The 21,934-nt window shown below is 72.8% G+C and carries 18 protein-coding genes and 1 tRNA gene; 12 read left to right on the top strand and 7 right to left on the bottom strand.

Translation table 11 applies throughout. The features are described 5' to 3' along the window. Positions 1-8: 8 nt before the first annotated feature. Positions 9-1,058, top strand: a complete 1,050-nt coding sequence (gene nudC / locus J4G33_RS13040; protein ID WP_208056413.1) for an NAD(+) diphosphatase — start codon at positions 9-11, stop codon at positions 1,056-1,058. Between the two features lie 15 nt (positions 1,059-1,073). Here the strand turns inward: nudC and J4G33_RS13035 are convergent, their stop codons facing one another. After that, entirely contained in the window at positions 1,074-1,343 is a 270-nt protein-coding gene (locus tag J4G33_RS13035; RefSeq protein WP_208056412.1) for a mycoredoxin, read from the bottom strand. Positions 1,344-1,467: 124 nt separating this feature from the next. On the opposite strand from J4G33_RS13035, the gene J4G33_RS13030 reads away from it, so the two are divergent. Both J4G33_RS13030 and J4G33_RS13025 read left to right on the top strand, forming a co-directional pair. After that, positions 1,468-3,468, top strand: a complete 2,001-nt coding sequence (locus J4G33_RS13030) for an ATP-dependent helicase (protein ID WP_208056411.1) — start codon at positions 1,468-1,470, stop codon at positions 3,466-3,468. A 463-nt stretch (positions 3,469-3,931) separates the two neighbouring features. Continuing rightward, complete coding sequence (locus tag J4G33_RS13025) at positions 3,932-4,297, top strand: WhiB family transcriptional regulator (protein WP_208056410.1); 366 nt, start codon at positions 3,932-3,934, stop codon at positions 4,295-4,297. Positions 4,298-4,316: 19 nt separating this feature from the next. Here J4G33_RS13025 and J4G33_RS13020 read toward each other — a convergent pair whose 3' ends face one another. Further along, entirely contained in the window at positions 4,317-5,405 is a 1,089-nt protein-coding gene (locus tag J4G33_RS13020) for a ThiF family adenylyltransferase (RefSeq protein ID WP_208056409.1), read from the bottom strand. 99 nt (positions 5,406-5,504) lie between these two features. Then, complete coding sequence (locus J4G33_RS13015; RefSeq protein ID WP_208056408.1) at positions 5,505-5,660, bottom strand: DUF5679 domain-containing protein; 156 nt, start codon at positions 5,658-5,660, stop codon at positions 5,505-5,507. Positions 5,661-5,860: 200 nt separating this feature from the next. Here J4G33_RS13015 and J4G33_RS13010 point away from each other — a divergent pair, with 200 nt between their 5' ends. Then, complete coding sequence (locus tag J4G33_RS13010; protein ID WP_208056407.1) at positions 5,861-6,565, top strand: M48 metallopeptidase family protein; 705 nt, start codon at positions 5,861-5,863, stop codon at positions 6,563-6,565. 73 nt (positions 6,566-6,638) lie between these two features. Here J4G33_RS13010 and J4G33_RS13005 read toward each other — a convergent pair whose 3' ends face one another. Then, positions 6,639-8,147, bottom strand: coding sequence for a zinc-dependent metalloprotease (locus J4G33_RS13005; protein WP_208056406.1), 1,509 nt, complete (start codon positions 8,145-8,147; stop codon positions 6,639-6,641). 124 nt (positions 8,148-8,271) lie between these two features. On the opposite strand from J4G33_RS13005, the gene J4G33_RS13000 reads away from it, so the two are divergent. Then, entirely contained in the window at positions 8,272-9,432 is a 1,161-nt protein-coding gene (locus J4G33_RS13000; RefSeq protein WP_307793894.1) for a YlbL family protein, read from the top strand. 13 nt (positions 9,433-9,445) lie between these two features. Here the strand turns inward: J4G33_RS13000 and J4G33_RS12995 are convergent, their stop codons facing one another. Continuing rightward, a complete protein-coding gene (locus J4G33_RS12995; protein WP_243759065.1) occupies positions 9,446-10,042 on the bottom strand; it encodes a PPA1309 family protein in 597 nt (198 codons plus the stop codon). A gap of 195 nt (positions 10,043-10,237) precedes the next feature. On the opposite strand from J4G33_RS12995, the gene J4G33_RS12990 reads away from it, so the two are divergent. The 3 genes from J4G33_RS12990 (at position 10,238) to J4G33_RS12980 (ending at position 15,277) form a co-directional block, all read left to right on the top strand. Then, on the top strand, positions 10,238-13,261 hold the full coding sequence (locus J4G33_RS12990) for a UPF0182 family membrane protein (protein ID WP_208056405.1): 3,024 nt from the start codon (positions 10,238-10,240) through the stop codon (positions 13,259-13,261). A gap of 208 nt (positions 13,262-13,469) precedes the next feature. Next, positions 13,470-13,543: transfer RNA gene (locus J4G33_RS12985), tRNA-Met, on the top strand. A 219-nt stretch (positions 13,544-13,762) separates the two neighbouring features. After that, a complete protein-coding gene (locus tag J4G33_RS12980; RefSeq protein ID WP_208056404.1) occupies positions 13,763-15,277 on the top strand; it encodes a hypothetical protein in 1,515 nt (504 codons plus the stop codon). Positions 15,278-15,376: 99 nt separating this feature from the next. Here the strand turns inward: J4G33_RS12980 and J4G33_RS12975 are convergent, their stop codons facing one another. Continuing rightward, positions 15,377-17,131 carry a hypothetical protein gene (locus J4G33_RS12975; RefSeq protein WP_208056403.1) on the bottom strand — a complete coding sequence of 585 codons (1,755 nt, stop codon included), beginning with the start codon at positions 17,129-17,131 and terminating at the stop codon, positions 15,377-15,379. A 498-nt stretch (positions 17,132-17,629) separates the two neighbouring features. On the opposite strand from J4G33_RS12975, the gene J4G33_RS12970 reads away from it, so the two are divergent. Together J4G33_RS12970 and J4G33_RS12965 are read left to right on the top strand one after the other, a co-directional pair. Next, positions 17,630-18,190, top strand: a complete 561-nt coding sequence (locus J4G33_RS12970; protein WP_208056402.1) for a YqgE/AlgH family protein — start codon at positions 17,630-17,632, stop codon at positions 18,188-18,190. A 55-nt stretch (positions 18,191-18,245) separates the two neighbouring features. Then, positions 18,246-18,704, top strand: coding sequence for a DUF1810 domain-containing protein (locus J4G33_RS12965; RefSeq protein WP_208056401.1), 459 nt, complete (start codon positions 18,246-18,248; stop codon positions 18,702-18,704). Between the two features lie 46 nt (positions 18,705-18,750). Here the strand turns inward: J4G33_RS12965 and J4G33_RS12960 are convergent, their stop codons facing one another. Beyond that, the gene (locus J4G33_RS12960) at positions 18,751-19,944 is read right to left on the bottom strand and encodes an NAD(P)/FAD-dependent oxidoreductase (RefSeq protein ID WP_208056400.1); all 1,194 of its coding nucleotides are present in this window, start codon (positions 19,942-19,944) and stop codon (positions 18,751-18,753) included. 191 nt (positions 19,945-20,135) lie between these two features. Between J4G33_RS12960 and J4G33_RS12955 the strand changes: the two genes are divergently transcribed. Both J4G33_RS12955 and J4G33_RS12950 read left to right on the top strand, forming a co-directional pair. Then, positions 20,136-21,083, top strand: coding sequence for a DUF808 domain-containing protein (locus J4G33_RS12955; protein WP_208056399.1), 948 nt, complete (start codon positions 20,136-20,138; stop codon positions 21,081-21,083). 95 nt (positions 21,084-21,178) lie between these two features. Next, the gene (locus J4G33_RS12950; protein ID WP_208056398.1) at positions 21,179-21,853 is read left to right on the top strand and encodes a TetR/AcrR family transcriptional regulator; all 675 of its coding nucleotides are present in this window, start codon (positions 21,179-21,181) and stop codon (positions 21,851-21,853) included. Positions 21,854-21,934 lie beyond the last annotated feature (81 nt).

Here is a 21,934-nt window from a genome sequence, read left to right as displayed (position 1 = left end):
GTGGCGAGATGAACTCGGACTCCTTGCCGCTCTCCCGCGCCGTCGCCGACCGTGCGGCCCACCGCCGCAGCGAGCCGGAGCTGCTCGCCGCGGCCTGGCGGGACGAGGGCACCCGGGTTCTCGTCCTGCACGGCAGCCGGCTCGCCGTCACGGGCGAGGCCCTGGACCTGCGCCGGCCGGCCGAGCTCGAGCAGGCAGGCATCCCCGCCCCCGTCGACGCCGGACGCCTCGCCGACCGCGCACCCGCAGGCCCGGCCGACCGGACGTCGGACGCCGGGGTGACGGCCGGCGCGCTGCTGTGGTTCTTCCTCGGGGAGCACGAGGGCACGACCTTCCTCGCCCTCGTGCTGCCCCCGGGGGACCCCCGCCCCCAGGACCGGCTCGACATGGGTGTCGACGCCAGGGACTCGGGCTCGACGGTGCTGGCAGCACTGGTCGACGGTGCCACCTGGGCGACGCTGCGCGAGGTCGGGCACCGGCTCGAGGACCGCGACACCGGGCTGGCTGCGGCGGCGGTCGGGCTCGCGGCGTGGCACCCGCGGCACGTGCACTGCCCCCGCTGCGGTGCGCCGACCGTCCCGGCCCTCGGTGGCTGGGTGCGGCGCTGCACGGTCGACGGGTCCGATCACTACCCGCGCACCGACCCCGCGGTCATCATGGCCGTCACCGACGACCAGGACCGCCTGCTCCTGGGGCACGCGCCGCACTGGCCCGAGCGGCGCTTCTCGACCCTCGCGGGGTACGTCGAGCCGGGGGAGTCCCTCGAGGCGGCGGTGCGCCGCGAGGTCGGCGAGGAGGTCGGCGTCGTGGTCGGGGAGGTCGCCTACCAGGGCAGCCAGCCGTGGCCGTTCCCGGCCTCCCTCATGCTGGCCTTCACGGCGCGGGCGACCTCGACCGAGATCGACGTCGACGGCGACGAGCTCACCGAGGCGCGGTGGTTCACCCGGGACGAGCTCGTCGGGGCCGTCGGGCGGGGCGAGGTGCTGCTGCCCACCCGTGCCTCGGTGGCTCGGGCCCTCATCGAGGACTGGCTCGGCGCCCCGATCGAGAGCGACTGAGCGCCGAGCGCCTGCTCAGCCCGCGAGGCGCTGCTGGACCTCGGCGAGGGAGGGGTTGGTCGCGGACGTCCCGTCGGGGAAGAGCAGGGTCGGCACCGTCTGGTTCCCGCCGTTGATCTGCTCCACGTAGCTCGCCGCGCCAGGGTGCTCCTCGATGTTGACCTCGGTGTAGGGCACGCCTGCCGAGTCCATCTGGGACTTCAGGCGGCGGCAGTAGCCGCACCAGGTCGTCGAGTACATGGTCACCGAGCCCGGGGCGGGCGGGGTGGTCGTGGCGTCGCTCATCAGATCCCTCACGTCGTCGGCTGTCGTCACCGTAACCCGCGAGGACCGCGTCCTCTTCCCGCGTCCCACCCCGGCTCCCGCTCGCGGTCGGACGTGTCGGCGGAGCCTGCCAGACTCGGGGGCGATGTCCGCCGACCAGCTCCTCGACGCCCTCGACCCCGACCAGCGCGCGGTCGCCCTCGCCCTCACCGGCCCCGTCTGCGTGCTCGCGGGAGCGGGTACCGGCAAGACGCGAGCCATCACGCACCGCATCGCCTACGGGGTCCGGACGGGGACCTACAAGCCGACGAGCGTCCTGGCGGTGACCTTCACCGCGCGGGCCGCGGGAGAGATGCGCACCCGGCTGCGGCAGCTCGGGGTCGCGGGGGTCCAGGCGCGCACCTTCCACGCCGCGGCGCTGCGGCAGCTGAGCTACTTCTGGCCCCAGGTGGTCGGCGGCACCCCGCCGCGCATCCTCGAGCACAAGGCCTCCGTGGTCGCCGAGGCCGCGGCCCGCCTCAGCCTGGGCGTGGACCGACTCAGCATCCGTGACCTCGCCTCGGAGATCGAGTGGTCCAAGGTGAGCCTGGTCGCGGCCGACGACTACGTCCGGGCCGCGACCGCGACCGACCGCCCGCCGCCCGCGGGGTACGACCGTGCGACGGTCGCCCGGCTCATCACCGCCTACGAGGAGGCCAAGGACGCGCGCGGGGTCATCGACTTCGAGGACGTCCTCGTCATGCTCGGGCACATGCTCGAGAGCCGGCGCGACGTCGCCGAGACCGTCCGCGGGCAGTACCGGCACTTCGTGGTGGACGAGTACCAGGACGTCTCCCCGGCCCAGCAGTACCTGCTCGACCAGTGGCTCGGCGGCCGTCACGAGCTGTGCGTGGTCGGGGACCCGAGCCAGACCATCTACTCCTTCACCGGAGCGACGCCGCACCACCTTCTCACCTTCGCGCAGAAGCGCCCCGGGGCCCAGGTCGTCCGGCTGGTGCGGGACTACCGCTCGACCCCGCAGGTGGTCGACCTCGCCAACCGTCTCCTCAGCGCGGTCCCCGGTCGCCGGCGCGGCACCACGGCCCTCGAGCTCGTGGCCCAGCGCCCGACCGGGCCGCCGGTCGGCTTCACGGTCTACGACGACGACGAGGCCGAGGCCTCGGGGGTCGCCGCACGGGTGGGGCGGCTGATCGCCGCGGGCACCCCCGCGAGCGAGATCGCTGTGCTGTACCGGACCAACGCGCAGTCCGAGGCCCACGAGCAGGCCCTGGCCGACGCGGGCATCGGCTACCTCGTCCGGGGCGGGGAGCGGTTCTTCGCCCGCAAGGAGGTGCGGGACGCGATCGTGCTGCTGCGCGGGGCGGCGCGCTCCTCGGCGGACACCTCGCTGGGTGAGGCGGTGCGCGGGGTCCTGGCCTCGGTCGGGTGGACCGAGGAGGCACCGGCGGCCCGCGGGGCGGTGCGCGAGCGGTGGGACTCGGTCCAGGCCCTGGTCGCGCTCGCGGACGACCTCGTCGCGACCCGCCCGGAGGCAACCTTGGTGGACCTGGTCGCCGAGCTCGACGAGCGGGCCTCGGCCCAGCACGCCCCCGCTGTCGACGGCGTGACCCTCGCCTCCCTGCACGCCGCCAAGGGGCTCGAGTGGGACGCGGTCTTCCTCACCGGCCTGAGCGAGGGCCTCATGCCGATCTCCCTGGCCGAGACCGACGCCGCCGTGGCCGAGGAGCGGCGCCTGCTCTACGTCGGGATCACCCGGGCCCGTGAGCACCTCGAGCTCAGCTACGCCCGGGCACGCAACCCCGGGTCGCGTGCGAGCCGCAAGCGCACGCGCTTCCTCGACGGGCTGTGGCCCACCGGGGGCCGCGGGCGTCGGTCGGGGGTCGCCGGAGGGTCTGCCGTCGACCTCGAGGACGTGGACCCAGTGCTGCTCGAGGCCCTCCACGAGTGGCGCCGCACGGTGGCGGTCGAGGCCGACAAGCCGGCCTGGACGATCGTCGTGGACGCGGCCCTCGAGACCGTGGCCAGGGACCGCCCGACCACGATCGCCGAGCTCGCCCGGGTGCGGGGGATCGGCCCCGCCAAGCTCGACCGCTACGGCTCCTCACTGCTCGCCCTGGTCGCCGAGCACCCGCAGCCCGGCCTCTGAGCACCCTCGCCGAACTCGGTCGTTAATTCGGTTGTGCGGTCCTGGGGCGCGGTTCTAGAGTTCTTCACGTCCTTGTAGGAGGTCGGGCCGAAGAGGCCTGGGCCTGATCAGAGAGGGGGTGGGTGCACTGATGAAGACGATGACAGTGGTGAACGGCGCTGCGATGGCAGCGGGTTTCGTGCCGCGTCCTGTCGCACCCGCTCTGGATCTGATCCAGGGGAGTGGTGTGTCCGCGTACCTCGGCATCCGCCCGCGTCTGCGCGGCGAGGGACTCACCTCTGCCACCGAGCCCGACTCCGTCACGGGGGCGCTCACGGTCTGACACGACCAGGAGCCTCACCAGGCCGCGGAGTCCATCTCGGGACCCGCGGCCTTCTGCATTCCTCCGCCTCCGGGCGGTCAGCGAAGGTCCGTCGATCCCGGCACCCGACCAGCTGTCCACTCCGGAACTCAGGAGGACCTCGTGCGGCTCACCACGCTGCTCGACACGTTGAACCAGGGCGGATCAGGCCCCTGGCCCGTCCCTGCTGCACCTGCCGCTCCCACCACACCCAGCGAGGAGCAGGCCTTCGACCAGCTCGTCGCCTCGCTCATCCCGTGCCGGGAGCACGACTCCGAGCTGTGGTTCGCCGAGGCGAGCCGGGAGGTCGAGCTCGCCAAGTCCCTGTGCCAGGACTGCCCCCTCCGTGAGGGCTGTCTGGCAGGGGCCGTGGCGCGCTCGGAGCCCTGGGGAGTCTGGGGAGGCGAGGTGTTCGTCGACGGTGTCGTCGTCCCGCGCAAGCGCGGTCGCGGACGACCCCGCAAGGACGAGTCCCGACCGGCGGCATGACCGTCGGCCGGGACCGTCCTCAGACCCGGGCGGCCGGCTCGGCCGCTGATCCGTCCGTCACCAGGCCGGTGCACCCGCAGTCCGGGTGCACCGGCCAACCCATGCTCCGGGGCACGGCCTCGGGCAGGCGCACCTCGAGAGCCCCGGTGTGCGTGGTCGCCGCCAGCCCGTCCAGGTGTGCGAGCACCTGCCCGGTGGCCAGCGCGGCCGCGGTCAGGGCGAGCACCGTCTCCTCGCCCCGACGGGACCGCGTCCCTCCGAGGGCGAGCTGGGCCGCGACGGTGGGCCAGTAGGGATCCTGCTCCGCGCGGTGCAGGTCCACGCAGTGCAGGCAGGGTCCGTGCCCTGGACGCACGAGCGGTCCGACCAGGACCGAGGCCTCGCGCAGGACCACCGAGAGGTGGTCGACGGACTCCCGCAGCCACGGGCGGTGACGTACCGGGTCGGCGGCCCCGTGCTCGACCAGGACGACGAGGTCCGGTGCGGCCGGCGAGCGGCCGTTCCGTCGGCCGCCACGGTGCGGGGCGGTCCGCACGGTCGGCGCGACGTCGTGCAGCACCCTGGCGGCCGCGGTCGACCGGACGGCGCCGACGTCACGGGCCGTGAAGCCTCCGGCCCCCGTGTCGTGCGGGCCCACGAGCAGGTCGTCGTCGAGCTCGAGGGTCCCGACCCCGCCTGCGGCGAGCCCGGCCGCGATGCCCAGTCCCGTGCGTCCCAGACCGCAGACCCGGACGACCTGCCGGGCGCGGGGGGCGAGGACGGGGCGAGGGTCGGCGTCCTCGGTGAGGAGCGACCAGGTGAGCTCCTCGGGGCTGGAGCGCACGCCCGTGGTCTCCAGGAGCAGACGGCTGGCCGCGAGATGGGCCAGGACCGCCTCGATCTCGAGGGGGTCGACCCCCTCGGCCCGGAGGGCGCGCCGCAAGGAGGGGGCATCAGCACCCCGGGGCACCGACATCAGTGCGCGGGCGCTCGCGGGGGACAGGTCGCTCAGGCGGACCGCCCAGCGGTCGTCGGTGCCGAGCTGCACGGTGGTGGTGTCGCACCACAGCACCTCGACCCCGGGACGTAGCCGTGGTCCCGTCCCCTGCCTCGCGTCGTCTCCTCGCACGGCACCAGCCTGGCGTCTGGAGGACTCCGACGGTGGCTGTCCACAGGAGCCGGACATGCGAAAGGCGGCCCACGACGGGGCCGCCTCTCGTGGCGAGCGTCAGGCCTTGCCGAGGATCCGGTTCAGCTTGGTGCTGCAGACGGGGCACACGCCCTTCGCCATCCTGCGACCGTTGGCGACGACCACGTCGCCCTCAGCCTCACGCTTCTCCTTGCACTTCACGCAGTAGAAGTCGCCCTTGTAGGTCTCGGCCATGAGGTATCTCCGTTCAGAAGGCTTGCGCACCGGACGCGATCGACCCGGCCGGCGTTGATGAGCCCCGCCAGGGAGGCGGGCGTCACCGTGCACCGACAGCGTAGTGCTCAGCCCCGTGGACCGCCGCAGGAGCGGGGCCCGGCGCGCCGGGTGTGGTCCAGGCCACGTCGCGTGTCGGCCGCGGGCGCTACCGTGCTCAGGTGCCCCAGGACGGAGCAGCCGCACGGGAGGGACGCAGCGCGCAGGCCGCGTCCCGGTCCGGCGCTGCCGAGGGCCGGGACGCCCCTCATCCACCGGGGGGGCCGGACGATGCCCCGGGACCCGCACCGGGGTCCGAGGAGGATCGCGCCGACGCCCTCGCGCAGGCCCTCGACGCGGTCGAGGTCCGCCGCAGCCGCCGACGCGTCCGCACGGTCACCGCCTTCCGTGAGGGTGGCCGCCTCGTCGTCGCGATCCCTGCGCGCTTCACGCGGACCCAGGAGCGCGAGTGGGTCAGGCGCATGGTCACCAAGCTCGTCTCCCAGGAGCAGCGCCGGCGGCCCTCGGACGAGCAGCTGCTGGCCCGCGCGACCGAGCTCTCGACGCGGTACCTCGAGGGTCGTGCCCAGCCGACGAGCGTGGCGTGGGTGACCAACCAGGGTCGCCGCTGGGGCTCGTGCACCCCGGGGGAGGGCACCATCCGGATCTCCTCCCGGGTGCGCGGCATGCCGCGCTGGGTGCTCGACTACGTGCTCCTGCACGAGCTCGCCCACCTGCTCCAGGCCGGCCACGGGCCCGAGTTCTGGGCACTGGTCGAGCGGTACCCCAGGACCGAGCGGGCACGCGGGTTCCTCGAGGGGGTCGCCTACGCGACCGACGCCCCCGCGGACGAGGACGACGGCGAGGAGCAGGTCACCGAGCCCTGAGCGGGTGCCCCGTGAGCGGGTACCGACCCCGGGACGACAGCACCGGGCCGGCAGCGCTGGGCTCGCAGGGCAGCTACGAGGACTGCGTCCCTCCGTCGTCCGGGTTCCTGCCCGGCCCCGGCCCGTGCTCCGGGTCCTGCTGACCCGCTCCGTCGCCGTCCTTGCCCTCGTCGGCGGCGAAGATCTCCTCGAGGGCTCGGTCGAGGTCGGCGTGCTCGTCGCCCTCGGCCGTGCGCCGGGCGGTGTAGCCGGACGGGTCGTCGAGGTCCTCAGCGGTCGGCAGCAGGTCGGGGTGCTCCCAGACGGCGTCCCGCGCGGCCGCGCCACCGTCAGCCGCGATGAGCGACCACAGCGTCGCGGCATCCCGCGACCGGCGGGGGCGCAGCTCGAGGCCGACCAGGGTCGCGAAGGTGTCCTCGGCCGGTCCGCCCGCAGCACGGCGGCGGCGCATCATCTCGCGCAGGGCAGAGGTGTGCGGCAGGTGCGCGACGGCAGCCGCCGCGGTGACCTCGTCGACCCAGCCCTCGACCAGGGCCAGCGCGGTCTCGAGGCGCAGCAGCGCGGCCTGCTGCTCGGGAGTCGTGCCGATCGAGAACACGCCGCCCGACAGCGCCTCCTGGAGGGCCGCGGGATCGGTGGGGTCGATCGTGCGGACGGCCTCCTCGAGGGAGTCGGTGTCGATCGCGATGCCGCGTGCGTAGGCCTGCACCGCGCCGATCAGGTGCGCCCGCAGCCACGTGACGTGTGTGAACAGGCGGGCGTGGGCGGCCTCGCGCAGAGCCAGGAAGATGCGGACCTCCTCGACCGGGACGTCGAGGTCCTCGGCGAAGGCCGTGACGTTGCGGGGGACCAGGGCGGTGCCGGGCCCCTCGGTGAGCGGGATGCCGATGTCGGTCGAGCCGAAGACCTCGTGCGAGAGGGTGCCGGCGGCCTGGCCGACCTGCATGCCGAAGACGGCCCCACCGAGCTGGCGCATCATCTGACCCGCACCCCCCGTGAGACCGAGGGCTTCCTGGTCGCCCAGGGCGCCGAGCACGTCGGTGGCCTGGCTCGCGAGGGTGTCGGCGAGGGCGTCGGCCACCGAGCTCGCGACCGGCTCGGCGAGGGTCCGCCAGGTGCCCAGCGTGCTCTCGACCCACTCCGAGCGGCTCCAGGCGCGGACCGGTCCGCCCGAGGGCGGGAGGTCCGTCGCGACGTCGAGCCACAGCTCGGCGACCGAGAAGGCCGCCGTCACCTCGCGGCGCTGCTGCTCGTCGACCGACGGGTCTCCCTCCGCGACGGCGACCTGCCGCGCGAGGTCGTGCGCGAGGTCCCAGTTGACGGGTCCGTCCCCCGAGGCGGCGAGCATCCGCTTGACCTGCTCGAGCACCTGGCCCAGGGCAGCAGGGTCCTCGGGGAGCCCGGCGGCCTGCACCATCGCCTGCAGGTCCACGGGGGTCCCGTCGGGCCCGGTCATGCCGAGCCCACGCTCGGACATCTCCTCGATCACCTGGTCCGCGTCAGGACCGAGCAGGGACCGGAGCAGCTCGGTGAGCTGCGGCGGGAGCTCGGGCCGGTCGGGGTCGGAGGGCTGGTTGCTCATCGTGCGCTCCCAAGGACGTCGGCGGGTTCTCCACGGTAACCGCAACGGCTGTGCGCGAGCCGTGAGAGGGGCGTCGTCGTGGGCGCGTCAGCACGCAGGTTCGCTCTAGGCGCAGAATGTCCCGGTGACGCATCCCGAGCCCCCGGCCGCCACGCAGCCCTACCCGTTCCCGCAGCAGCCTGACGGAGCTGAGCCGGAGCAGGAGCCTGCCGACGCGTTGGCCCCGGTGCCCCCGGTGACGCCGCGGGCCATCACGCTCGCGGCGGCGACCGTGGCCACCTCGATCCTCGTGGCCGTGGCGGCCGTCATCCCGGTGCCGTACGCCGTGCAGTCCCCGGGCCCCACCCGGGACACCCTGGGGGAGAGCGCGGGGCAGCCGCTGATCACGGTGTCGGGCACCGAGACCTACGAGTCCTCCGGCTCGTTGCTGCTCACGACGGTCTCGGTCTCCGGTGGCCCGGGGTACCCGGTAGGCCTGCCGATGCTGGTCCGGGGCTGGCTCGACGGGTCGCGGGCCGTGACCCCTGTCGAGCAGGTGTTCCCCACGACCGACACCCGCGAGGACATCGACGAGCGCAACCAGGCGCTGATGATCTCCTCGCAGGAGCACGCGGCGGTCGCGGCCCTCGAGGAGCTCGGCTACGAGGTGCCGACCGAGCTCGTCGTCGTCGAGGCGATGGCCGGGTCGGGGGCCGAGGGCGTCGTCCAGGCCGAGGACGTCGTGCAGGACCTCGACGGGGAGGACCTGGCGAGCTTCTCCGCCCTGAGCGCCCGCATGGACGAGGTGCAGCCCGGGGAGACGGTGCTGCTCGGGGTCGAGCGCTCGGGGTCGCGGCACGAGCTCGAGATCACCACCGTCGAGGACGAGACGAACGGCCGCGCGCTGCTCGGGGTGATCATCGATCCTGAGTTCGAGCTGCCGGTGGACGTCAGCATCGCCATCGAGGACATCGGCGGACCGAGCGCGGGCAGCATGTTCGCCCTCGGGATCATCGACATGCTCACCGAGGAGGACGAGACCGGGGGCGAGGTCGTCGCCGGCACCGGCACGGTGGACCTCACCGGCGCGATCGGCCCGATCGGCGGGATCCGGCAGAAGCTCGCCGGCGCCGTGCGGGACGAGGCTGCCTGGTTCCTCGCCCCCGAGGCGAACTGCGACGAGGTCGTCGGGCACGTGCCTGACGACCTGCGCGTCGTGAGCGTGGGCACCCTGGCGGAGGCCCGCGCCGCGGTCCTGGCGATCGGCACGGGGGACGGTGAGGCCCTGCCGGCCTGCACCGGCTGACCGCGGGTCGCGCTCAGTCGAGGGTTGCGCGCACCGCCGCCACGAGCCCCGGCACGACGTCGGGACCGCCGCCGACCGCGGCGTCCTCGTCGTTGGCCCGGGTGCGGACCGCACACCAGGTCTCTCCCGTCCGCAGGGCTCCGACGGCCAGGCGCACGTCCTGACGGTCGGGGTGACTCATGAGGTACTCGAGGGCCGCGTCGGGATCGGTCGGCATGGCCTCCTCGGCCTCAGGGGGCAGCACGACCCGCTCGACGACCACGGCGGCGCCGTCGACCGTCGCGGGCCAGGACATCCCGCCGAGCAGCTCCTCGAGGGACGCGGACTCGGGCAGGCCCTCCTGCTCGACCGAGGTCATGTGGTGCGGGTCCTGGCGCGCGACCTCGACCACGGGGGCGGGGAGCTGCTGGGCCAGCCCGGGCTCGGCGTCCAGGGCGCGGCCCGTGGCCACGAGGGCGAAGACGCGCACCGGGCCGTCCCAGCCCGAGGTGGCGACGTGCCGCTCGATCTCGGCCACGGCGTCGGCCAGGCCCCGGGTCCCGGGCTCGAGGGCCGGGGGGCGGGGGGCGTCGGTGGCGGGCGTGGGCTCGTGGCCGGCGTGGTCCGTCATGGGTCCATCGTGTCAGGTGGTCACGATCCGGTCACCAGGGGCCCGAGCGTGCGCGGTGCGTGAAGGTCCTGTGGGAACCTGAGGCCACGCACGCACGTTGTGCTGCTGAGCCCCGGGTACGGACGACGACGCCGTCTGCCTCGGGCTCCTGGACGACGACCCGCCGCCCGCCGAGCTTCGACGAGGTACAGACCCGTGACCTTTGCTTCATCCCCCCGACCAGCCCCCGGAGCCGCGCGCCCGGGCCGACGCCGAGGAGCCCTCGGTCCGACCGTGGTGGTCCTCGTCGTGCTGGGCATCCTGTTCATGCTCGCCGCGAACCTGTGGACCGAGGTCCTCTGGTTCGACGCGGTCGGGTACGTCGACGTGCTGCGGGTCGAGTGGCTGACCCGCGGCCTCCTCTTCGCGGCCGGGTTCGTCATCATGGCGGCGGCGGTGTTCGCCGCCCTCTCGATCGGCTACCGCACGCGGCCGATCTACGCCCCCTCGACGCCCGAGCAGGCCTCGCTGGACCAGTACCGCGAGATGGTCGAGCCCCTCCGCCGCCTGGTGATCCTGGCGGCCCCCGCGGTCCTCGGCTTCTTCGCCGGGGCAGCGGCCTCGGCCCAGTGGGAGACCGTCCAGCTCTTCCTCAACGGCACCGACTTCGGCGTCGCGGACCCCGAGTTCGGCATGGACATCTCCTTCTTCATGTTCACGCTGCCGGCCCTGCGCTTCGTGGTGTCCTTCCTCATGGCCGTCGCGGTCATCGCCGGCATCGCGGGCCTGGCCACCCAGTACCTGTACGGCGGGCTGCGGCTCGGCGGCACCGGGGACCGCACGACGCGGGCCGCGCGCGTCCAGCTGGGCGTCACCGCTGCTCTGATCATGGTGCTGATCGCCGCGAACTACTGGCTGGACCGCTACTCCCTGCTCGTCAGCCAGGGTGAGCTCATCCAGGGTGCGGCCTACGCCGACGTCAACGCCGTGATGCCCGCCAAGGCGATCCTCACTGTTGTCGCCCTGCTCGTCGGGGCGCTCTTCCTGGTGGCCGCCGTGCGCGGCACCTGGCGACTGCCGGCGATCGGCGTGGGGACCATGGTGGTCGCCGCGATCGCGGTCGGCGGGGTGTACCCGGCGGTGATGCAGCGGTTCGAGGTCGAGCCGAACGCCCAGGCCCTCGAGGCCGAGTACATCCAGCGCAACATCGATGCGACGCGGACGGCCTTCGGCCTGGACGAGGTCGAGTACACCTCCTACGACGCGACCCTGGTCGGTCAGGCGGGGGCCCTGCGCGAGGACGCCGAGACCACCGCGAGCATCCGTCTGCTCGACCCGGCGGTCGTCAGCCCGTCGTTCCGCCAGCTGCAGCAGAACAAGCAGTACTACAACTTCCCCGACACCCTCGCGGTGGACCGGTACCAGATCGACGGCGAGAGCCGCGACACCGTGATCGCGGTCCGCGAGCTCAACCTCGGGGGCCTCGGCGCCGACCAGCGCACCTGGGTCAACGACCACACCGTGTTCACGCACGGGTTCGGCGTGGTCGCGGCCTACGGGAACACCACGGCCTCCGACGGCCGTCCGGCGTTCTACCAGGGCGGGATCCCGTCCGAGGGGTCGCTGGGCGACTACGAGCCGCGGATCTACTTCGGCCAGAACAGCCCCGACTACTCGATCGTCGGTGCCCCCGAGGGCACCGAGCCGTGGGAGCTGGACTTCCCGGACGACGACGAGCCGAGCGGCCAGGTCAACACGACCTTCCCGACCGACGAGATCACCGCGGGCCCGAGCATCGGCACCCTGTGGAACCAGCTGCTCTTCGCGGTCAAGTTCGGCTCGGAGCAGATCCTGTTCTCCGACCGCGTGACCGAGGAGTCGCAGATCCTCTTCGACCGCGACCCGCGCGACCGCGTCGGCAAGGTCGCCCCGTACCTGACCCTCGACACCCGCGTGTACCCCGCGGTGGTCGACGAGAAGGTGATGTGGATCGTGGACGGCTACACCACCGGTGACGGCTACCCCTACGCGGCCTCGCGGTCCCTGGACGACGTGACCGTCGATGCGCTCACCGGCCAGTCGGACACCATCGCCGCCCTCGCCCCGCAGGAGGTGAACTACGTCCGCAACTCGGTCAAGGCCACGGTCGACGCCTACACGGGCGAGGTCACCCTGTACGCCTGGGACGACGAGGACCCGGTCCTGCAGACCTGGCAGGGCATCTTCCCGACCAAGATCCAGCCCATGTCCGAGATCAGCGGTGACCTGATGAGCCACCTCCGCTACCCGGAGGACATGTTCAAGGTGCAGCGCAACCTGCTCGCGACCTACCACGTGGACACCGCGGCCGAGTACTACTCGGGCCAGGACTTCTGGCAGAACCCGCAGGACCCGGTCACCGAGTCGCTCACGCAGCCGCCGTACTACCTGACCCTCGAGATGCCGACCCAGGACGAGCCCACGTTCTCCCTGACGTCGACCTTCATCCCGGGCGGTCAGACCGACCGCAACGTCCTCACGGGCTTCCTCGCGGTCGACGCCGAGCCAGGCGACCAGGCGGGGGAGAGGCGTGAAGGCTATGGCCAGCTCAGGCTCCTCGAGCTCCCCAGGAACACGACGGTGCCCGGACCGGGCCAGGTGCAGAACAACTTCCGGTCCAACCCCGAGGTCTCGCAGAGCCTCAACGTGCTCCAGCTCGGCAACTCCACGGTGGTCAGCGGCAACCTGCTGACCCTGCCGGTCGGTGGCGGTCTGCTCTACGTGCAGCCCGTGTACGTCCAGGCCTCCGAGGGCACCCGGTTCCCGCTGCTGCAGCGGGTGCTGGTCTCCTTCGGCGACCAGATCGGCTTCGCCGAGACCCTCGAGGAGGCCCTCGACCAGGTCTTCGAGGGCGACGCCGGGGTCGAGGGCGTCGAGCCGGGGTCGGACGTCGAGGAGGTCCCGGACGCGCCGGTGGACGACGCTCCCGGCGAGTCCCCGGACGACATCGTCGACGAGGTCGAGCCCACCGAGCCGGCCGGGCCGACGACGGAGCCCACGACCGAGCCGACGACGGACCCGGCGCCGACCGGTGACGCGCGGGCCCGCCTGGACGCGGCGCTCGCCGACGCGAACGCGGCACTCCTCGAGGGCCAGGAGGCCCTGGCCGACGGTGACTTCGCCGCGTACGGCGAGGCCCAGGAGCGGCTGCAGGACGCGCTCGAGGCGGCCATCGCGGCCGAGAACGAGCTCGACGGCTGACACCGCGGGAGGCCGGCCCCGCGAGGGGTCGGCCTCCCGCCGCTCGTCTTCGACGGAGCGGGGTGGGCTCGGGTCATCATGAGACCCGAAGCCACCCCGCTCCGGTCGTTCCGAGCGGAGACCGCGGGCGCAGGCCCGGGCGGGGGACCGCGACGTCCCGGGTCCGATTTGGTCTCACGGGAGGGGTGCCGTAGTCTGGAATCACCGACGCGGGGTGGAGCAGCTCGGTAGCTCGCTGGGCTCATAACCCAGAGGTCGCAGGTTCAAATCCTGCCCCCGCTACTTGTGAAGTAGCAGTTCAGAGGCCCTCTTGATCTTCGGATCGGGAGGGCCTCTGGCGTTGGTGCGGCCGTCGGCCTGCCGGCGCCTCGGGGCTGCTCGGGGCCCTGTGGCCCCGAGTCGTGACCGACACGTGCGTGACGGCAGGGTGTCATCGCTGGGACGCGGACCGGGGGACCAACCGCCCCCGTCCCGGAGCGGACCGGTTGGCATACTTCGCGCATGATCGACGCCATCGCCTTCCTCGACCAGTTCTGGCTGACCCTGCTGGTCCTCGTGCCGATCGTGATGGTGGCCCGCGCCGTCGTCGCGGGGTCGCGGTACTCGGCGATCCTGATCATCGTGGTCTTCGGCCTCACCCTGGGCGCCCTGCTCGTGGCGACGGGGGCGGGCACCGCGGGCCTGCCCGACCTCTACCTCATGAACATGCTCTCGCGCGCCACCATCGTCGCGCTCACGGCGTCGTTCTTCGTCGGTGGCCAGGAGCTCCGACGCCTGTTCGGTGGGGTGACGGTGCCGGACGACAGGTCCGTCGTGCTCAACAACAAGGAGGTCGTGCTCGGCACCGGCCGCACGCAGTTCGTCTTCATCGTGCGCTCGTTCTTCGTCCTGCTGGGTGTGGACGCGACCGTGAGGGTCCTGCTCGGCACCGGGGGCGGGCAGCAGGAGATCCTGCCGCTGCTGGCATACCTGGGTCTGGTCTTCGCAGTCATCCTGGTCGACCCGGGTGCTCAGATCGCCAACAAGCGCCGCTACCTCGGCAAGGGCACCGTCGAGCTGGTCCTCCTGATCCTCGTCCTCGCCGGTGCCGCCTTCATCGCCGACGGGGTGCGGGAGATCGCTGCCTTCCCGCCGATCTTCTTCTCGATGCTGATCGCCGTGGCCCTGGGGTGGGTCTTCCCACGATGGACGCACGGGCCGGCGGTGCGGGCGCTGATGTTCGGCGGGATCCCCGTGGTGCTGGCGGCGAACTTCATCATCGGCGGTTCGCTGCTGGTCGAGTCGCTGGCGCTGGACGGCATGGCGCCGATGCTCCTGTACGGCTTCTTCGGACAGCTCATGTGGATGTTCGGCGGGATCTCGGTGCTGATGCTCGTCGGCCGCACGGCCGCGGTGCGGAACCTCGCGCCGGGGATGGCCGGGGCGCTGTCGCACGCCGGGCTCACCGGCGCCTGCACCGCCGGCGACATGGGCGAGATCGCCAGGCGTCGTGCGCCGATCATGATCTCGGTGCCGTTCTTCGGGCACGTGTTCCTGTTCGGGATCCTCGCGTTCAGCCTCGACGCGGGGCAGCTCCTGGTGTGGCCGACGGCAGCGATGGCGGTGATCGGCCTGGCGCTCACCGCCCTCGCGCTGCGCCAGGTCCGCCGATCCGCGGGCGAGGACCGCGCCGAGGTGAAGGGACTGATGCTGTTCTCCTTCGGATGGCAGCTGATAGCGCTGTTCGGTGGGCTCCTGATGCTGGCTCACCTGTCACTGGCGCACTCGGTCATGGCCACCAGTGCCGCGCTGTCGCACTTCGGCGTGTTCGCGGCCCTCCAGGGCGGGCTGTTCGGCGCCGAGGCTGCCGCGCTGATCGCCTTCGTGTTCGCGATGCCGTTCCTGGTGCACCCCTTCGTCTACTTCATGTTCGGCCGCGGCATGGCGCGCGACGGCGAGATGCCCCGCCGACCGGCCTACGCCCTGGCCGGGCTCGGTGCGGTGGGCGTCGTGGTCGCGCTGGTCGGCCTCGCGTAGGAGCCGCACCGCCCTTCCCGCCGCGCGAGACCACGGGTGGACGCCGGACGGACCGCGGCCTCGGGGTCGCCAGCCTCCCGCCAGGCGCTCGGCGACAGGTCAGACGACGCGGAGAGTCTTGGCAAGGGTCCTTGCTGCTGTCGAGCGGGCTGTTGCCGAGGACGGCGTGAAGGTCACAGTCACTCGGGTGGCACCCGCCTTCGAGACCTTCGGCAACCGAACCGCCACCGTGCCCCGCGCAGAGGCGGGCAGGTTCTTCGTGACGGTTGCGCCCGCCACCGTGATCTTGACGGTCCCGGTCGGTGCACTCGTGGCGGCGGTCTTCACGGTGACGCTGGCCGTCCCGGCGGCACCACGGGGCATCGGCGACGGCAACCGGACGTCGACGGTGGGCGAGATCTTCGTGACCTTGCGCGCAGAGGAGGTCGCCGTCGCAGTGCTGTAGCCGTCCCGCCTCACGACGACACGGGCCTGGACCTTCCGGCCCGCATCCTTCGCGGTGAGGCGGTACGTCGATGACGTGGCGCCTGGGATGTGCGCGCCGTCCCTTAGCCATCGGTAGCTGTACGTGAGACCCGGCAGCGACCAGCTACCTCGGCTCGCGGTCAGCTTCTGCCCGACCTCGGCAGTCCCCGTCACCTTCGGCGGCGTCGTGACGACCGGTGCGTCCCCTGCTGCCACGGCCTCGGTCGGCTCCGACCGTGCTTCGCCAGGCGCCCGGCCTGCCGCGCTCGCCGTCACGAGGACGGAGAGGCGGCTGCCGAGGTCTGCAGGCGCCACCGTGTAGGCACGCTCAGTCGCTCCACGGAGCGGAACCCCATCACCGAGCCACTGGTAGGTGAGCGTTGGCGATGCCACGTCCCACGTGCTCGAGCTTGCGGTGAGCACCTCGCCCACCTGGGGAGTGCCGCTCACGAGCGGCGGCGACCCGGGCTTGATCGGCGCGCCCAGCGCGAAGTAGACGCCGCCCACATCAGCGCAGGTCCTGTCCACCTCAAGAACCTCGGGTCCTGGTGTCTCGTAGTCGTTGCCGTTGAGCCAGCGCTCCACCTCACGCCCGCTGTCGCTGTAGAGGACAGCCACGGCGTGCGAGCCTGGCGCGACACCTGGGACCGCGAACGTCGCCGACGTGCGGCCGGGGCCCGCGTCGAACGCGGCAGTACGCCGCAACCACGTGTGGGTGTCGACGACGTGGACCTCACCGCTCTGGCCTGAGGGAAGCCCGACGATCGTGCCCGTGACGGTCGCGCAGCGTCGGAGCGTGATCTCGAGGTCGTCGATCACCTCACCGGGGGCGAGGACGAGCCGTGTCGCTTCGACCCAGTAGAACGAGAAGTTCCCTGGTGCGCCGGCCGAGTACCATCCGGCTGCGTAAGACGACGGGCCGCTCTGCGAGTTCACCCGCACGTCGTGCTCGCTGCCGGGGCGCAGGTCGTCGAGGGTGAAGACCCCCGTGTCTTGGACGATGGCAGTGCTCCTGCCCTCGAAGTCTGGTCGGACCTGAACCAGGACGTCGTCGCTCAGCGCGGCCCCGTCAGGGGTGATCACCGTGCCGGAGAGTCGAGGTCGTACGACTGGCGCCCCAAGCACGACGTGCTCGCCCGGGTACGGGCCCGGGCTCGAGGAGAATTCGTAACGGAACGTCCCAGCAACTCGACCGACGTACGACGGGAGGTACTTGGCCTGGAGGTCCCCTTGGGGGTCGACGAACAGGTTGCAGGTGCCACCGTGGGTGAACTGGTCGGGGAAGGCAAAGCTCCCATCCGGGGCGAGCACAGCGGACTCGTACGTCGTGCCGCAACGAAGAGCGAGGTGAATGTTCGCTGCCTCGCCGGGGAGGAGCCCCTCGATCACGCCGGTGACGCTTCCGGTCCTTGCGGCGTGCGCCGGTGTGGCTCCGAGCAGGAGGACGAGCAGGGCGACGATGCCCAGCGCGGCGACCCGAGGGTACCGTCGAGCGGCGCTAGGTCGGACGGTAGCCATGCGGATCCTCTCGCTGAGGCACGCATCTGCGTGGCCCGCGCGATCTTCCCGTGTTCGAGCCTGGTTCGGTGACCGCCGAGCGGGTGAACTGCATGTCGAACGACTGGTCCACCGACGCACGACGACGGCACGGGTCGCGCCCCTGACCGGTTGCCGCCCGGGACTAGCCCTCGGGGCCCGCGAGCCCCCGCTGGCGAGGCGGACTGCTCCTCGCTCGGCCTCGACCGCCCTGACGCCGACGCCGTCGTCCCGAGTCGAGGACCTCTCCGAGGTCGAGAGCGCTGCCCGGGTCGCCGCGTGGGCGGCGGCGCAGGAGGCGTAGGGCTGCCCCCGGACGACGCCCGCCGCGTCGTCCGCGAGGATGGGGGCATGGAGCAGACGCGGCTGGCCCCGGGGGACCTCCTCGTCGCGGTGCCGCAGCTCGCGGACGAGAACTTCCGGCGCGCCGTCGTCCTGCTGCTCCACCTCGACGAGGAGGGGGCGCTGGGGGTGGTGCTCAACCGCGAGCTCGACGTCGCCGTGGGGTCCGTGCTCCCGACCTGGCAGGACGTCGTGGCGGGTCCGCCGAACCTCTTCCAGGGCGGCCCGGTGGGGCTCGACGGGGCGCTCGCGGTCGCGACCCTCGTCGCCGGGGTCGACCCCCCGCGCGCCGTGACGAGGGTCGCCGGGGCCTTCGGTCTCGCGGACCTCGACGCCGAGCCCGAGGCGGTCCGCGGGGTGCTCGGGCTGCGGGTGTTCGCGGGGCATGCCGGGTGGTCCGGCGGGCAGCTCGAGGCCGAGGTCGCGGCGGGGGACTGGTACGTCTTCCCGGCCTTGCCCTCCGACGTCGTCACCGCGGACCCGGCGGGACTGTGGAAGGCCGTGATGCGACGGCAGGGCGGCGCCATCGCGATCCTCTCGACCGCCCCGGTGGACCCGAGCCTCAACTGAGCACGGTCCTGTGCGTGCGGCAGCGACGTGCCGGGTGCTCGGGCAGGATGGCCGCATGACGACGGATCTCGGACGCTTCCTCGCCGCTCAGGAGCAGGAGGGCACGTACGCCACGGCGCTCGCCGAGCTCCGTGCGGGCCGCAAGCGCAGCCACTGGATGTGGTTCGTCCTCCCGCAGCTGCGCGGACTCGGTCGCAGCGCCACGGCTCAGCACTATGGGATCGACGGGATCGAGGAGGCACGTCGATACCTCGCCGACCCGGTGCTGGGCCCCCGGCTCGTCGAGTGCGCCCAGGCCCTGGCGGACCTGCCCGGCGACGACCCCGTCGCGGTGATGGGCGAGATCGACGCGCAGAAGCTCCGCTCCTCGATGACCCTGTTCCTCCGAGCAGCCGGGGACGACGCCGACCGGTCGTGGAAGGAGACGTTCGTCGCCGTCCTGGATCGGTACTTCGGCGGTGTGGAGGACGAGGAGACCCTCCGCCTGCTCGCGGTCGATCCTCGTCAGCGGTAGCGAGGGCGCCAGCCTCGGTCGCCCTCAGGCAGCGCGGGCGAGCACGTCAGGACACGTGCCCGCGCAGCAGACGACGCCAGTAGACCTGCGGCTCGACGTAGCGGTCGAACACCAGGGTGCTGCGGCGCGGGCGCGCGAGGTCGGGGAAGCGCAACGTCGGCTCGGGCCTGCCGTGGCGGTCGAACTCGGCGAGCAGCAGGCGGGACCTGGACGTCGTCACAGGGGCGATCGAGTAGCCCGAGTAGTGCCGCATCGGGCGGCCCGTCCGGCGGGCGGCGATGTTGTGCGCGACCACCGGGGCCTGCTTGCGCAGCGCACCGCCCGAGGGGAGGGTGTCGAGGTCCGCCGCGTCCCCGAGGCCCCACACGCGCGGGTGGGTGCGGTGCTGCAGGGTGAGGGGATCCACCGCGACGAAGCCCGCGCTGCTCTCGCTGCTGAGGTCGCTCGCCGCGATCCACGAGGGGGCTCGGTGCGGCGGGGCGAGGTACAGGGCGTCGTAGCGCACCTCGCTCGTGCCCTCGAGGGAGCGCAGGTGCAGGACCTGCTGCGCGGGGTCGATGCGATCGACGGTGGTCGAGGTGCGCAGGTGGACCCCGTAGCCCTCCGCGGCGGCGCGCAGCTCCTGGTCGGCGCGGGCGTGGTCGACCAGGTGCGTCCCCTCGACCACGAGCTCGATGTCGATCGCGCCGAGGGTGCCGACGGTGCGCCAGTGGTCGGCCGCCATGAGCAGGGGCTTGAGGGCGACGGGCGAGCACGGGACGTGCTGGTCGGAGATGACGAAGACGGCGGTGCCCGCGGTGAGGGAGGAGAGCATCGTCCAGGTCTGCTCGGCGTGCTCGGGCAGGTAGCTCGTCGACGCCGCGGGGGTCGCGACGGCCTCGCGGGACCCGGGCAGGGCGTCCCAGTCGACCTCCGACCCGGGGCAGACGACGAGGTCGCCGTAGGTGAGGGTCTCGCCGTCCGCGAGCTCGACGGTCGAGCGCGCGGGGTCGACGGCGGTCACCCGGCTCGCGTACCAGCGGCACCCGGCGGGCATGGCCTGGGACTGGGGCCGGCGGAGGTCCGCGAGGCGGGCGGTCCCGGCCGCGACGAAGGACAGCATCGGCCGGTAGTGGTGCACCGGGCTGGGCTCGACGAGGGCGACGTCGTGGCAGCCGTCTCGGCGGAGCTTGGCGGCGAGGGAGATGCCCGCGTTGCCACCTCCGACGACGAGGACGTCGTGGTGCTGGTGGTGGCTCATGGTGACGACGACCCTTCCGCGGTCGGCAGACCGGACCTGCGTCACGCTAGGTCAGGTCAGGTGGTTGCGCGCGCCGGGGGGCGTGGCCCCCACGGGTCGCCGCGGTCGCCTACTCTGTCGCCGAGACGAAGCAGGGCCCGGCACCCGGCCGCGGCGCGCGTGAGGCTCGCGGTGCTGACGAGGGAGACCTGATGGCCGGCGGTCTGGCAGCTCTTCTGGATGACATCGCGGCTCTCGCGAAGCTCGCCGCTGCGTCGGTGGACGACGTCGGCGCCGCCGCGGGCCGGGCGAGCGCGAAGGCTGCGGGGGTCGTGATCGACGACACCGCGGTGACCCCGCGCTACATCCACGGCGTGGTGGCCGCGCGCGAGCTGCCCATCGTGCGCAGGATCGCCGTCGGCTCGCTGCGCAACAAGCTGCTCTTCATCCTCCCGGCCGCGCTGCTGCTCAGCGAGCTGCTGCCGTGGCTGCTGACCCCGATCCTCATGGTCGGGGGTGCGTACCTCGCCTTCGAGGGCGCCGAGAAGGTCTACGAGCTGGTCACCGGGCACGCCAAGGCCAAGACGGCCGTGCCCGCGGCCGTGCAGGGCGAGGACGCCGAGAAGACCGTGGTCAGCGGGGCGATCCGCACGGACTTCATCCTCTCGGCGGAGATCATGGTGATCGCGCTCAACGAGGTGGCCGACGAGCCGCTGGTCTCCCGCGCCGTCATCCTCGTCGTCGTCGCTCTCGGCATCACGGCCCTGGTCTACGGCATCGTCGGCCTGATCGTGAAGATGGACGACATCGGGCTGCACCTCGCCAAGACCCGCCGGGGGGCCGTCGCCGCGGGCGGACGCCTCCTGGTCCGCGCGATGCCCTCGGTGCTCGCCGTCCTCTCGACGGTCGGCATCGTCGCGATGCTCTGGGTCGGCGGGCACATCCTGCTGGTGGGGGTCGACGAGCTCGGCTGGCACGCCCCCTACGCCCTGGTCCACCACCTCGAGGAGGCCGTGCACGGGCTCGCGGGGGTGGGCGGGTTCGTGGCCTGGGTGGTGAACACCCTCGCCTCGGCGCTGGTGGGGCTGGTGGTGGGGGCTGTCGTCGTCGCGGTCATGCACGTGCTGCCTCGGCGTGGGGGCGCCCGGGCGGCCCACTGACCTACCCGTCCCGCACCGCGTCTGCGGGAGGCCTGGTCGCCAGGTGCACCCAGTGCACCGTTGCACTCAGTGCAGTGACCTGCCTACTATGCGCCGTGCCCGCGATTCATCCCATCACTGACCGGCGCGCTGCCCTCAAGGAGCGCCACCGGAGGGCCATCGTCGCGGCCGCGGCTGTCCTGCTCGAGGAGACCGGCGGGCTGAACTTCACCATCGAGGACCTCGCCGTGCGCGCCGACGTCTCGCGCCGCACCGTCTTCAACCACTTCGCCTCCCTCGGGGACGTCCTGGCCGCGGTCTTCGACGACGTCATGGCCGAGCTGGTCGACTGCTACACGGCCCAGCCTCCCCCCGAGGACGCGGCGCAGAGGAGTGCCTCCGTCGACGAGGCCTTCGACGAGCTGGCCGCTGCGGTCCGGGCCACCGACCTCGTCCCGTCGATGTCCTACCTGACGCGGTCGCTCGGGGACAAGGATCAGTCCCCCTGGGTCGACGGCGTGCTGCTCCGCGTGCTCGAGGACGGTGGCCTGCGCCTCGCCGCCGCGATGCGCGAGCGGAGGCCCGGGGTCGACGCTCTCGAGATCGACCTGCTCGTCAACACCGTGCTCCACGGGGTGCTCGTCGTGCACCGCCACTGGTACGAGGCCACCGCCGCAGCCGACGACGACGCCTCGCGCGCGGTGTGGTCGAGCCTGGTCGACCGCTTCCTCGCCCGGCTCCGGTCGGGGTACGCCCGCGAGCACGACCCCGGGGACCCGACCTCCGCCTGACCGGCTCCCCTCCGCCCCCCGTCCGTCCCAGACTCTTGCACCGCAGCACCGCATCCTTCCCGCCTCATGCACCTCGAAAGG

The sequence above is a fragment of the Actinotalea soli genome, assembly GCF_017565425.1.
Taxonomy (GTDB): domain Bacteria; phylum Actinomycetota; class Actinomycetes; order Actinomycetales; family Cellulomonadaceae; genus Actinotalea; species Actinotalea soli.
This window is presented reverse-complemented; position numbering and strand designations above follow the sequence as displayed.